At 64.8% G+C, this 12,075-nt stretch carries 11 protein-coding genes and 2 tRNA genes; 6 read left to right on the top strand and 7 right to left on the bottom strand.

Going from position 1 to position 12,075, the window contains the following annotated elements; all coding sequences use genetic code 11:
- Window positions 1-65 precede the first annotated feature (65 nt).
- From ACQKI2_RS15760 to ACQKI2_RS15775, 4 genes are all read right to left on the bottom strand, one after another.
- On the bottom strand, window positions 66-1,499 hold the full coding sequence (locus ACQKI2_RS15760) for a M48 family metalloprotease (RefSeq protein WP_427380587.1): 1,434 nt from the start codon (window positions 1,497-1,499) through the stop codon (window positions 66-68).
- Window positions 1,500-1,590: 91 nt separating this feature from the next.
- Entirely contained in the window at window positions 1,591-2,598 is a 1,008-nt protein-coding gene (locus ACQKI2_RS15765; protein WP_427380588.1) for an ABC transporter ATP-binding protein, read from the bottom strand.
- On the bottom strand, window positions 2,595-4,160 hold the full coding sequence (locus tag ACQKI2_RS15770; RefSeq protein ID WP_427380589.1) for an ABC transporter permease: 1,566 nt from the start codon (window positions 4,158-4,160) through the stop codon (window positions 2,595-2,597). The genes ACQKI2_RS15765 and ACQKI2_RS15770 overlap by 4 nt, the downstream gene beginning before the upstream one ends.
- Before the next feature lie 32 nt (window positions 4,161-4,192).
- On the bottom strand, window positions 4,193-5,269 hold the full coding sequence (locus ACQKI2_RS15775; RefSeq protein WP_427380590.1) for an extracellular solute-binding protein: 1,077 nt from the start codon (window positions 5,267-5,269) through the stop codon (window positions 4,193-4,195).
- A 230-nt stretch (window positions 5,270-5,499) separates the two neighbouring features.
- Here ACQKI2_RS15775 and ACQKI2_RS15780 point away from each other — a divergent pair, with 230 nt between their 5' ends.
- From ACQKI2_RS15780 to ACQKI2_RS15795, 4 genes are read left to right on the top strand one after another with little or no spacing between them, the layout of a single operon-like run.
- On the top strand, window positions 5,500-5,763 hold the full coding sequence (locus ACQKI2_RS15780) for a hypothetical protein (RefSeq protein ID WP_427380591.1): 264 nt from the start codon (window positions 5,500-5,502) through the stop codon (window positions 5,761-5,763).
- Window positions 5,764-5,786: 23 nt separating this feature from the next.
- Window positions 5,787-6,953, top strand: a complete 1,167-nt coding sequence (locus ACQKI2_RS15785; RefSeq protein WP_427380592.1) for an FAD-dependent oxidoreductase — start codon at window positions 5,787-5,789, stop codon at window positions 6,951-6,953.
- A 56-nt stretch (window positions 6,954-7,009) separates the two neighbouring features.
- Window positions 7,010-8,182 carry an acyl-CoA dehydrogenase family protein gene (locus tag ACQKI2_RS15790; protein ID WP_427380593.1) on the top strand — a complete coding sequence of 391 codons (1,173 nt, stop codon included), beginning with the start codon at window positions 7,010-7,012 and terminating at the stop codon, window positions 8,180-8,182.
- Complete coding sequence (locus ACQKI2_RS15795) at window positions 8,182-8,886, top strand: hypothetical protein (RefSeq protein ID WP_427380594.1); 705 nt, start codon at window positions 8,182-8,184, stop codon at window positions 8,884-8,886. Before ACQKI2_RS15790 ends, ACQKI2_RS15795 begins: the two co-directional genes overlap by 1 nt.
- 7 nt (window positions 8,887-8,893) lie before the next feature.
- Here ACQKI2_RS15795 and ACQKI2_RS15800 read toward each other — a convergent pair whose 3' ends face one another.
- Together ACQKI2_RS15800 and ACQKI2_RS15805 are read right to left on the bottom strand one after the other, a co-directional pair.
- On the bottom strand, window positions 8,894-9,817 hold the full coding sequence (locus ACQKI2_RS15800) for a hypothetical protein (protein WP_427380596.1): 924 nt from the start codon (window positions 9,815-9,817) through the stop codon (window positions 8,894-8,896).
- A 42-nt stretch (window positions 9,818-9,859) separates the two neighbouring features.
- Window positions 9,860-10,630 carry a TrmH family RNA methyltransferase gene (locus ACQKI2_RS15805; RefSeq protein WP_427380597.1) on the bottom strand — a complete coding sequence of 257 codons (771 nt, stop codon included), beginning with the start codon at window positions 10,628-10,630 and terminating at the stop codon, window positions 9,860-9,862.
- 146 nt (window positions 10,631-10,776) lie between these two features.
- On the opposite strand from ACQKI2_RS15805, the gene ACQKI2_RS15810 reads away from it, so the two are divergent.
- Window positions 10,777-10,861: transfer RNA gene (locus ACQKI2_RS15810), tRNA-Tyr, on the top strand.
- Window positions 10,862-11,090: 229 nt separating this feature from the next.
- Window positions 11,091-11,164: transfer RNA gene (locus ACQKI2_RS15815), tRNA-Gly, on the top strand.
- 218 nt (window positions 11,165-11,382) lie between these two features.
- On the opposite strand, the gene ACQKI2_RS15820 is transcribed toward ACQKI2_RS15815, so the two are convergent.
- Entirely contained in the window at window positions 11,383-11,703 is a 321-nt protein-coding gene (locus ACQKI2_RS15820; RefSeq protein ID WP_427380598.1) for a hypothetical protein, read from the bottom strand.
- Between the last annotated feature and the right edge of the window lie 372 nt (window positions 11,704-12,075).

Consider the following 12,075-nt stretch of genomic DNA (forward strand, 5'->3'; position numbering starts at 1 on the left):
CCGGACTATAGGCACGCCGCCGGGCGCGTCCACCCGTCCTCACAGAGGGTTTATCAACTGCGGACTCAGGGGCGCTGACGCGAGAAATCGCCAAACGGCATGTCGCGGTTGCTGGTCTCGATGGACAGGCGCTGGCCGCGGTTCTGGCGCTGATAGAATTCCCGGTTCTCCGGATTGTTCGGGTCTGTGATCAGGAGAATGTCGTCGGCCCGGCGATAATTGGGCGTACCGCGTTCAAGCTGGTCCACGGCGCGGTGGGCAAAGCTGTTGGCCCGCACGATATCGCCCACCCAATAGGCGGATTCGGCAGTGGCCAGCTGCGCTTCGGGGCGGCGGCCCTGCTTTTCCATCGTGATTGCCAGCTGGGCCCAGGCGAAGGCGTTGTCCGGCTCGGCAATGAGCGCATCGCGCAGCGCCACTTCGGCCAGTTGCACGTCGCCCTCATCATCCCGCGCATTGAGGGAGCGGGCATAGTTGATCAGCAGCAGGGGTTGGCCGGGCTTCAGCTCCAGGGAGCGTTTGTGCGGCTCGACCGACTCGGCAACCCGTCCGCTCTCAAACAGGATCTGGCCCTTGAGTTCGTGGAAGTAGGGATTCTCGGGCTCCTCGGTGAGGAGAGAGTCGATATCGCGCATGGCGGACTGAATATCGGCAGCACGGTAAGCAGAGATCGCTCTGGCATAACGGGCAGGCTTGCTGGTGTCGGTGGCCGGATAGTCGCGCCGCACTTTCACCGGAGAGTCGAGGAAGCCGACCAGCTTGGCCCGGAGCATCTGGTATTGCTGCAATTCCCGGTCTGTGGGCGGAACGTCCATCAGGCCGGTGGCCTCAGCCAGGGCGCGGGTTGTGCGGATACGGTCGGACGCCAGCGGGTGGGCGCGGAAATAGGGATAGCGGCGCGCTTCCGACATTACTTCCTGATAGCGGAAGTTCTCGAAGAATTCGACGATACCGGCGGGGGATTGCCCCAGCGTGGCAAGGTATTTGACGGCGTGGGCATCCGCAGACGCTTCTTCGGGGCGGGTATGCGTGAAGAAGTTGATGGCGGCGAACTGCTGCGAGCTGCCGATCAGGGCCGCGCCTGCGCCGCCTTCGCCCGCCGCAATGGCGAGCAGGCCAAGGCCGATCGACAGGAGGGCCGGGCGCATGGCAACGCCCGCCGCACGCGAGCGCGAGACAGTATGGCCGCAGGCGATATGGCAGGTTTCGTGGGCGATGACGCCCTTGATCTGGCCGGGCGTTTCCGCCGCGATCATCAGGCCGGTATGGATGTGAATGCGCTGGCCGTTGGCGACGAAGGCGTTCAGCGACGGGTCGTTGATGATGTAGATGCCGACATCTTCGGGAACGAGGCCGGACACTTCCAGGATCGGGTCGGTCCATTCGCGGATGGTTTCCTCGATCTCGGCATCGCGGATCAGGCTCTGGGCTGACGCGCTGAAGGCCATGATCGCCGTTGCGGCGACTGCGGTTGCGATCCGGATGACTTTGTGTGCCACGACGCGGCTCCTGTGGTCATTGCAATGACCATGTTAGATTAGGACTTTGCCGCGCGTATGGCGAGGTGCCCCTTGCGGTCTAACTGATTTGTCAGACTTTGCCTGACGCGAAAGTGAACGTCAGGGCCGGATCGAGGCGGACCCCGGTTTCCATTCCCTGGACAATTCCGGACATCGGGGGAACAAGCGCGGTCAGTTTCAGGCCCTGCAGGTCCAGCGTCAGGCGCGTCAGCGGCCCGGTCATGCGGGCAGAGAGGATAGTGGCGCGGATCGGCGAGGCCGGGTCGATGCAGACGCCCTCCGGCCGCACCAGGATCAGCGCGCCGGGATCCTGCCCGTTGAGAAGGCCGGCCGGCGCGGCGCTGGCCGGAAAACGGTTCAGGGGGCCGAGGGCGCCCGCCACGGCGGCGCTGACCGGGCGGGTGTAGATCTCGCTGGCCAGGCCTTCCTGCAACAGCTTGCCCTGGCTCATGATCGCGATGCGGTCTGCATGCTCCAGGGCTTCGGCGGGATCATGCGTGACCAGCAGGGCAGGGATGCCGGCGGCGCGAATGGCGTCGAGGGCGGCGTCGCGCACGCTGTCGCGCAGGCTGGGGTCGAGGCCCGAGAACGGCTCGTCCATCAGAATGGCGGCAGGCTCCGGCGCCAGAGCGCGGGCGATGGCGACGCGCTGCTGCTCGCCGCCGGAAAGCTCATGCGGATAGGCATTGGCGCGCGGCTCAAGGCCGAGGCGGGCAAGCCAGGCCTGCGCACGGCCGGCGGCCTCAGCCTTGGGCAGATGCTTCAGGCCGAAGGCGACATTGCGGGCGGCAGTGAGGTGCGGAAAGAGGGCAAAATCCTGAAAAATCAGTCCAATGCGGCGTCTTTCGGCGGGCACCGTGCGGCCGGGCGCGGAGAGAATCTCCTCGCCCAGGCGGATTTCGCCCTCATCTACGCCTTCAAGACCCGACAGCAGGCGCAGCAGGGTCGACTTGCCAGCGCCGGAGCCGCCGAGCAGCGCGGTGATCTGGCCAGGGGGCAGGCTGAGGCTGACGCCATCAACAACCGCGCGGTCGCCATAGCGGCGGGTCACCCCATGAGCGGAGAGGGGCGCGCTCACTGATCTTCACCGGGGCGGGAGCGGGAAAGCTGCCAGGACAGAAGGATCACCGGCACAAGACCCGCCGCCGTAATCAGCAAGGCCGGCAGCGCAGCGGCGGCAAGGCGTTCATCGCTGGCATAGGCATAGGCGCGCACGGACAGGGTATCCCAGTTGAAGGGCCGCAACATCAGGGTGGCCGGCAGTTCTTTCAAGGCTTCAACGAAAAGGATGAGGGCGGCCACGGCCGCGCCGGAAAGGGCGATGGGAAGGTCAACCTCGAAGGCCTGGCGGGAGGGGCTGGCGCCGAGGCTGCGCGCGGCGTTGGAAAGAGAGGCGGGCGCGCGGGCAAGGGCGGCAGCCATCGGTTCGGTTCCGGCAGCGGTGAAGCGGGAGGCGTAGACCCAGGTGAGCGCAAGAAGGGCCACGCCGCCAGAGAGGGTGACCGGGAAAAGCGCAATGATTGCAAGGGCCCCGAGCGCAAGAACAGCGCCGGGGATGGAGTAGCCGGAGACAGCGCTGGCGCGGGCAAAAAGCGCCGCCGAGCCTTTGGCGCGGGCCGCCAGCACGATCATCAGGGCGAGGACAAAGGCAAAGAGGGCGCCAGCGCCGGCCAGCATCACTGAGTTTACGAGGGCGTCCCAGATGGGCGCTGCGCGGGTGCCCGTCTCGATACTTCTCCAGACAAGGCGGCCCACCGGCAGGCCAAACGCGATCAGAAACAGGACAAAACAGGACAGGCTGGCCCCAATGGCGGGCAGGCCGGTCAATTGCGTGCGCGAGACGTGCCGCCAGCGGATGGAAGAGTGCTGGCTGCCCGCACGGCCCCGTCCCCAACGCTCGGTGAGAATGAGGACGGCGATCACGCCGATGAGAACGAAGGCCAGCCGGGCAGCGGCAGCGGGCTCGCCAAAGCTTTTCCAGGCGCGGACGATGCCGAAGGTGAGGGTGGGAACGCCCAGGAACTCGGCAGCGCCATAATCGGCCGCCGCCTCCATCAGGGCGAGGGCGAGCCCGGCGGCGATGGCCGGGCGGGCAGCGGGCAGGGCAACCGCCCAGAAGCTGCGGCCGGGGCTGGCGCCGAGGCTGCGGGCCGCCTCAAGGGCGCAGACCGACTGGGACACGAAGGCCGAGCGCGCGGTGAGATACACGTAGGGATAGAGGGTGCAGGCCAGGACGAAAGCGAGACCCGGCAGGGAGCTGATGTCTGGAAACCAATAGTCGCGCGCCGACCAGCCGGTAGCGTCGCGCAGGGCAGACTGGAGCGGGCCGCCCACTCCGGCAAGGTCTGCCCAGGCATAGGCGAGCACGTAGCCGGGCGCAGCCAGCGGCAGGATCAGCAGCCATTCGAACACGGCGCGGCCCGGAAAGCGGAACATGGTGACCAGCCAGGCGGCCGGCACGGCAAACAGCAGGCAGAGCGCGCCGGTGAGGGCGAGCACGCTGATCGTACCGCCAAGATAGCGCAGCAGCAGCGTCTCGCGGATATGCGTCCAGGTGGGGCCGCCACCGTCAAACAGGCCGGCCAGCAGCACCATGATCACAGGCACCGCAATGACGATGCCGGCGACGAGCGCCGGCACCTGTCTTGAGATCGGAATGGCGGTGGCCTGGGTCAGTTCCAGCCCGCGCGATCAAAGATCGCCTGCGCCTCTGCCTGATGCGTGCCCAGCTCCGTGAGGGGGAAGTCGCTTTCCTTGAAGCCGGTTACCTGTTCGAGGCCGGCCGGAATTGCAGCGCCGGCAACAATGGGGAAGTCCTTGTTCTCCGTGGTCAGCAGCTCCTGGCCCCTGGGGGTGGCAAGGTATTCGATGAACTGGATGGCAAGCTCCGGGGACGGCGCGTTGGCGGCAACCGCGGCAGCAACGACGTTCACATGGGTGCCATTGCCGTTTTGATCGGGGAAGGAAAGCTGGGTCTTGGCCGTTTTCAGCCTTTCTTCCGGCGTGCCGGTGGCCAGGCGCACCCAGTAGTAATGGTTGACGAGGGCAACGGCGCACTCCCCGGCAGCGACTGCTTCGATCTGGGCGGTGTCGCCCCCTTGCGGCTTGCGGGCGAAGTTGGCGACGACGCCTTTTGCCCAGTCTTCAGCCGCTTCCGGGCCGTTGCGGCCGATAAGCTCGCCCATCAGGGAGAGGTTGTAGATATTGGTGGACGAGCGCACGCAGACTTCGCCTTTCAGGCGCGGATCGGCGAGATCGGCATAGGTGGCAACCTCATCGGCCGAAACGACCTGGGGATCATAGACGAGAATGCGGTAGCGTTTGGTGAGGCCGAACCAGTGGCCGTCCTTTTCGCGCAGCTGCGCCGGGATCGCGGCAGAGAGCTTTTCGGAGGTGACGCCCTGCGTGAAGCCGGCTTCCTGGAAGCGGTAGAGCGCGCCGGCGTCCGACGCGATGATGACGTCAGCGGGGGAACGCGAGCCCTCGGCCTTCATCGTTTCCAGAAGTTCGGGCGCGCCGGATTCGCGGACATTCACGCGGATGCCGGTCTCGGCCTCGAAGGCGGCATACATCGCCTTGTCAGAATCATAGTGACGCGCGGAATAGACATTGATCGTGCCGTTGAGGCCGGCCGCCGGGGCGGCGGTCTCTTCGACGGCGGCGGGCGCTTCCGGCGCGCTTGGCGCATCCGGATTGCCGCAAGCCGCAAGGGCGAGCGCCAGACCGGCAACGGCGAGAATACGTTTCATGTGTCAGGTTCCTTAAGAGCTGGCGGGACCAAACCATGTTTGAGAATGAATCGCAACTCTGTGATGTCGCGACGTTTTGCCCAAATATTGCTCAGACTGCCATGAATCCCACGATTGCCGGGATTACAGGGAACCAACAAAGCGATGGCAGAGTTTTTGCAGTTGCGAAAACACTTCAAGCCTCGGGTACAATCTGTTAACAAGTTGGTAACGAATAGACGGGTGGTGGAATGACGGATGTCATCGTCGATTTCGATGTAGCGTCTTCGGACGAGGATCTGCGCCTCGCGGCTCTGATCGATGCGTTCGTGGAAAAGCAGGATGCGATGGGCCAGTGGGACGCCACGTCGCTGGAACTGATGGTGCGCACGGGCTTTGGACCGGCGGGCGAGCGCCTGAAACAGCTCATTTTCCAGAGCCATGAAGTGGCCGAAGCCTTCTGTAATTTCTGGATGAGCGAGACCGGGCTTCAGATCGCCCACTTTCCGTGCTGACACGGCGCGCCTAAAAGGCGCCCATGATCAGGGCCGGTTTACGCAATTCTTCCTCTCAGCCACGGGTCGCCATCATTGGCGCGGGCATCATCGGCCTCAGCCTTGCGTTCGAGCTGGCGTTTCGCCGTGGCACACGGGTTACCCTTTTTGACACGCGGGCCCGGGGGCGCGGCGCAAGCTGGGCTGCCGCCGGCATGATTGCCCCAGCCTTCGAGGCGGCCGCCGAAGCGGGCGTTCACCCCCGTCTGTTCGACCTGTGCCTTGAGAGCGCAGCGCTGTGGCCGGCCTTTGCGGCGGAGATTGAGCGTGCCTCGGGCCTGCCGTCCGGTTTTGAGCCGGCGCCGGCGCTGGCCGTGGCGATGGAGGCGGGCGAGGCGGCGCATCTGAGGGCGATCGGGCAGGTGCTCGCCGCGCGCGGCGTGGCGCACAGGGCACTCAGTGGAGAGGACGTTCGCAGGCTGGAACCCGCCCTTTCCCGTGAGGTTCTGGGCGGGCTGGAGCTTGAAACCGATACTCGCGTTGATAATCGCCGAACGGTGACCGCGTTGCTGGCGGCCCTTATGGCCAATCCGCGCGTGACCTTTGTGGACGGGCCCGCACCGCTCGGATCCCGCGCCGGGCGCATTGTGCTGGAGGGGCATGACGCCGTGGTCGCGGCGGCGGGATGGGAAACGTCTGTCATCAAGGTGGAGGAGCAGGGCGCGCTCTACAGCCTGGTGAACTGGGACACGGCGCTGGACGATATAGATTGCCATGGCGGGCAGATGCTGTCGGTGGCGGCCGGAGATGGCGCGCCCCGGCGGGTGGTGCGCGCGGGGCATGTGTATCTGGTGCCGCGTGGGGGGCAGGTGGTGATCGGGGCGACGATGGAGACCGGCCGGGTGATTGATGCGCCGGAAGACGCGGTGATCGAGGCGCTGCGGGCCGAGGGCGTGAAACTCTGCCCGGCGCTGGCGGAGGCGCCGGTGACCGAACGCTGGGCCGGGGTGCGCCCCGGAACGCCCGATCATGCGCCCTTCATCGGGGAGACTGCGGCGCCTGGCCTGTATGTGGCGGCAGGGCATTACCGGAATGGCATCCTGCTGGCGCCGGTGACTGCGCAGATCATTGCCGATCAGATCCTCGGGCAGGACGCGGGCGCGCTTGCCGCTACGTTCACCCCGCGCCGGGCCTATTCCGCGACGGCCTGACGCTGGACGCGCCTGCCCGCGCGCCTTAAGTCTCGGCGCCAAAGGGAGCTTACGCCATGCATGTGATCCAGCCGATGACCGAAGATCAGGCCGCCATCCGCGACGCGGTGGCCAAGACGCTGGAGCCGTTTGACGACGCTTATTGGGCCAAGACCGACGAGACGGGCGAATGGCCGGAAGCTTTCTGCGATGCGATGGCTAAGGGCGGCTGGCTCGGCATTGCGTTTCCCGAAGAATATGGCGGGGCGGGCCTGGGGCTGACCGAAGCGGCGCTGATGATGCAGACCGTGACGCGCACGGGCGCAGGCTTTTCGGGCGCCTCGGCCATCCACCTCAACATCTTCGGGCCCAAACCGCTGGAGAAGTTCGGCAACCCGGAACTCAAGCGCGAGAACCTGCCCAAGATCATTTCCGGCGAAGAAAAGATGTGCTTTGCCGTGACCGAGCCGAACTCCGGCCTCGACACGTCCAGCCTGGAGACCAAGGCCGAGCGGACCAACAAGGGCTATGTGATCAATGGCCGGAAGATATGGACGACGGGTGCTCAGCGTGCGGACAAGATCCTGATCATCGCGCGCACCACGCCGAAGGACCAGTGCGCGAAGCCCTATATGGGGCTCTCGCTGTTCTATACCGATCTGGATCGCGGTAAGATCGACGCCAAGCCGATCCCGAAGATGGGCCGCAAGGCGGTGGAGTGCAACGCGCTGTTCATCGACGGGCTGGAAGTGCCCAAGGAACACCTGATCGGGGAGGAAGGCGACGGGTTTAAATACCTGCTGCAGGGCCTCAACCCGGAGCGCGTGCTGTTTGCCGTTGAGTCCGTTGGCCTTGGCTTTGCGGCGCTGGAGCGGGCAACGCGCTATGCCAATGAGCGGGTCGTGTTCGGCCGTCCGATCGGCCAGAACCAGGGCATTGCCCACCCCCTCGCCAAGTCGTGGGCGGAGCTTTCAGCCGCTGAACTGCTCGCTTACAAGGCCGCGGCGCTTTATGATGCGGGGCAGGACTGCGGCGCAGAAGCGAATGCGGCAAAATATCTGGGTACGGAGGCTGGCTTTACCGCCTGTGAAACCGCCGTTCTGACCCATGGCGGCATGGGCTATGCCAAGGAATATCATGTCGAACGGATGATGCGGGAGGCGATGCTGGCGCGAATTGCGCCGGTCAGCCGCGAGATGATCCTGAACTTCATCTCCGAGCGCGTGCTGGGCCTGCCGAAATCCTACTGATGGCACAGATTTACATTCCGGCCCGTTTCAACGGGCCTCCACGCACCGGCAATGGCGGCTATGTGGCCGGGCTGATCGCGGCGCATATGCGCCAGGCTGGAGTGAGCGGGGCAGTGGAAGTGTCTCTGCGCGCGCCCCCGCCGCTGGAGACGGCGCTGGAGCTTGTGTCGGCCGGCGAGGGCTGTGAATGCCGACATGGCGACGCGGTGGTGGTGACAGCGCGGGCGGTGGAGGCCTTGGGCCCGGCGCCGGCGGCGCCCTCATTCGAACTGGCCGCGCAGGGGCGGGCGCATTTTCCGCCGGTGGAGGACCATGCCTTCCCCGGATGCTTCGTGTGCGGACCAGCGCGGACGCAGGACGGGCTCTGCATCTTTACCGGCAAGCCGCATGGATTTGACGGCGTGACGGATGTGTGGACGCCGGGAGGCGACTATGCAGACGAGGCAGGCCTTGTGCGCGAGGAAGTGCTGTGGGCGGCGCTTGATTGCCCCGGCGCCTTTGCGGTTGGCTTTCGCGAGCGCCCAATGGTCCTTGGGCGGATCAAGGGGCAGGTGGGCCGGCGGCCAGAGGCAGGCGCGCCGCTGATCGTGGCGGCCTGGCACCTCTATGATGATGGCCGCAAGCACGGCGCGGCGAGCGCGCTGTTCACCGCAGACGGCGAGCTTCTGGCCCAGACCGAGCAGCTCTGGATCGAGCTGAAGTAGGCAGTTCCTACTTCTTCAACACAAACCGCGCCACACCCAGCACGCCGGCGAGGATGGAGCCGAGGCCGCCCAGCAGGACGAAGAGCGGGTTGGCCTGGTCTGCGAAGGCGATGGCGCGGTTGAGGCCGGAGACCTTCACCGTCACCGTGTCGCGATAGGTGCGCAGGGGCACGACTTCATTTGCGTCCACCGCGAATATCTCGAAGGTAAGATCATGGTCGCCGGCGCTGAGCGCGGTGACCGACCAGCGCCAGGTATTCTCCGTCAGCGGAGAAAGAGACTGAACGGGCGGCGACGCCGGCACGATGGTGAAGGCGGCGCCGGAGAGGCGGACTTCCACACGGTCTGACACGAGCGCGGTGCCTTCCTCGATCACGCCGCGGCCCGGCAGGGCGTCCACGGCGCTGTCGCCGCCGGTCGCGTCGATGGCGAAGGTGACATCGAAGGCGCGCTTGTATTCGGCTGAGGCGGGCGTCTCATGCGCGACGGGAACGGTCTTCAGCGTGTCGATGAAGGATTCGGAGACGGCGGCGGTGACGTTGGGATCGTCGATGTCCACCGCTTCGGGCGGCGCGGGAGCGGCGGCTTCTTCGCCTGCCGAGGGCTCAGCCCGCATCGCGCGTGCCATGGGGGCCGCGTCCGCCGGGGCTTCCTCGACCATCGGCTGGAAATTGAAGTCCTCATCCGTGACCGGCGCCGATTCGATGCTGGCTTCCGGTTCTGCCGGAGAAGCTGCCGGGGGCGTCTCGTCCTGGACGGGCGGCGGCGGGGGCGCTGGGGCGGGCGCCTCAGCGAGGGTGATATCCTGCGGGGCCGCGGTGATCGCCGGGGGAGCATCCTTCGGGAAGTAACGCTCCATCAGGGCTGCGCCTCCGAGACCGGCAGCCGCCAGCCCGGCAATAACCAGAAGAATGGAAATCAAGCGCATCATGCCAGCGTCTCCCCGATCGCGTTGCGGAGCAGTGTAACAGAGTCAGAGGGCAGGGAAACTGCCCCGGCTCGCCTCATAGAAGGCAATTGCGGCAGCATTGGACACGTTGAGGCTTTCCATTTCCGCCGCAATCGGGATGCGGGCAAGCTCAGCGCAGGCCTTGGCCACGGCCGGGCGCAGGCCGGGCCCCTCGGCGCCCAGGACGATGGCAACCTTTGCCGCGCCCTTGACCGCCTGATCGAGCGGGCGGGCGCTTTCGCCGGCAAGCCCAACCGTGTGGAAACCGGCCTCGCCGAGTTCTTCCAGCGCGCGGGCGATGTTCACCGCGCGGATTTCCGTGACCGTTTCAATCGCCCCGGCAGCGCTTTTGGCAACAATCCCGGTGACCGGCGGGGCGTTGCGGGTCTGCAGGACAAGGCCGGTGAAGCCGAAAGCGGCGGCCGAGCGGAAGATGGCGCCGAGATTGTGCGGGTCTGAAACTTGGTCGAGCACGGCAATGCGCGTGGCGCCCGCCGCGATCACATCCTCCAGCACGGCCTCTTCCAGCGGGTCTGCCCGCAGGGCGATGCCCTGATGCACGGCGCCGGGGGGCAGGCGCTGATCAATTTCCTTGGCGGTGACGATCTGCGGGGAGAGCCGTCCTGCCGGAAGTTTCTGGGCGGCGTTTTCGGTGGCCAGCAGTGTGTGGAAACGGCGGGCGGGGTTGGCCAGGGCCGCCATCACGGCATGGGTGCCCCACAGCCAGACGGGGCCGCCTTCTTCCTCGCGGCGGGAAAACCGTTGAGTTTCCGGGCGGTCGGGGCGAGTTGCCACATCTGTGTTCTGACGCCGTTTTGGGTGGTTGCGCCGCATGATGTTCGTCCTTATAAGGCCGCTTCCAGCGTAGAGCCGGGGCGGGAAACCGCCCTTGTGAAGCGACTGCGCGGCGGCGTCAAATGGCGTATGTCGCGGGGGCCCGTGGAGGGATGGGAGAGTGGTTAAATCCATCAGACTGTAAATCTGACCGCCTAGCGTACGCTGGTTCGAATCCAGCTCCCTCCACCACCCCCGCGCCGCCGGCCGCTTGCCGGAATGGGGCCGGTTTTGGCCATCGATTACGCTTCTGCGGCAGATCAAGGGACTTTTGCGAACAACCGCCCCTCACTTGGCCCGTCTGCCATTTCTCGCAAGCAAACACGTGCCACGCGCGGGGGGCGAAAGAAGCGGTGAAAAATGTGCAGGCTGAGCTTGTTTGGCGGCGCAATCGCTCATATTACCAAGCGCTCGGTAGCGGGCGGGTATAGCATAATGGTAATGCACCAGCCTTCCAAGCTGTGTATGTCGGTTCGATTCCGTCTACCCGCTCCAATCGCCTGATCTGTATTAACGCAATAGATTGGGGTCCGGACCCTAGTCAGGTTTTCTGTTCGGTTTGTCGCAAACCAGAGTTGTAACTTTGATCATTGCACGGGCTTACTTTCGACTTGATCGGCTGTACGGCGGGGTAAGATGTGAAAAAGCGCGCGTTTATGCCGACGCGGATTCTGTTGCCATCGTACCCGCGAAGACGCCCGCTACGCTCCAATTCAACTTGCTGGTCTTATGACGCCTGCGGCGATCCGCCGAAGGATGCGCGAGTTGTCCATTGCAACGGTCGCGATTTCCGCGAGTAGGAAGAACACTGCAGCTTGAAAAAGGGAGACAACAGATCCTGCGAACGTGATAAGTTGTGCACCGGTTCCTGGTTCCGGTCCAAACCCAGCACCCAGACTTGCGATCATACCGATTAAGCTCCCAATGAAGCATAAAAGGCCTGCTACCCGAACGATCGAAATCCAATATTTCGAAATCATGCGGTTCGCATTGAACGCTTCTAAGTATTCCGCTTGGATTTGCTCTTTGCCCATTTTGCTCCCCAAAGGTTGATGGTCGTCCACCTTTAGGGGGGGCGATTCGGATTGCCAAAAGTTTTATGCGCGTTTACTCGCCTTCTGTTCATTGAGTTTTTACGCTGATTTTGCATTAGAAATTCTTTTAAAATAAGGCAAAGAGAACTTCCAAGCTGTGTATGTCGGTTCGATTCCGTCTACCCGCTCCAGCCCGTTTCCCTGGATCGCTTCAGAAACGGCGCCCTTGGGCGGGTCCATCTGATCGACGGAGGCTCTTCGGCGCGTTTCGTCCCATATGAGGGCTGTTGTGAGCTTTGGGCCGCGCGCGCCCGGAAGGCGAATTGAATCAATGCCCCGTATTTCCTCACCCGTTCGGTTTACCGGACGGGT

This window comes from Hyphomonas sp. NPDC076881 (genome assembly GCF_050269995.1).
Lineage (GTDB): Bacteria > Pseudomonadota > Alphaproteobacteria > Caulobacterales > Hyphomonadaceae > Hyphomonas.

Coding starts and splice junctions, on each gene's coding strand:
- ACQKI2_RS15785 (WP_427380592.1), top strand. CDS start 5,787: ATGATCAGGGCCGGTTTACGCAATTCTTCCTCTCAGCCACGGGTCGCC.
- ACQKI2_RS15780 (WP_427380591.1), top strand. CDS start 5,500: ATGACGGATGTCATCGTCGATTTCGATGTAGCGTCTTCGGACGAGGAT.
- ACQKI2_RS15795 (WP_427380594.1), top strand. CDS start 8,182: ATGGCACAGATTTACATTCCGGCCCGTTTCAACGGGCCTCCACGCACC.
- ACQKI2_RS15790 (WP_427380593.1), top strand. CDS start 7,010: ATGCATGTGATCCAGCCGATGACCGAAGATCAGGCCGCCATCCGCGAC.
- ACQKI2_RS15800 (WP_427380596.1), bottom strand. CDS start 9,817: ATGATGCGCTTGATTTCCATTCTTCTGGTTATTGCCGGGCTGGCGGCT.
- ACQKI2_RS15820 (WP_427380598.1), bottom strand. CDS start 11,703: ATGGGCAAAGAGCAAATCCAAGCGGAATACTTAGAAGCGTTCAATGCG.
- ACQKI2_RS15775 (WP_427380590.1), bottom strand. CDS start 5,269: ATGAAACGTATTCTCGCCGTTGCCGGTCTGGCGCTCGCCCTTGCGGCT.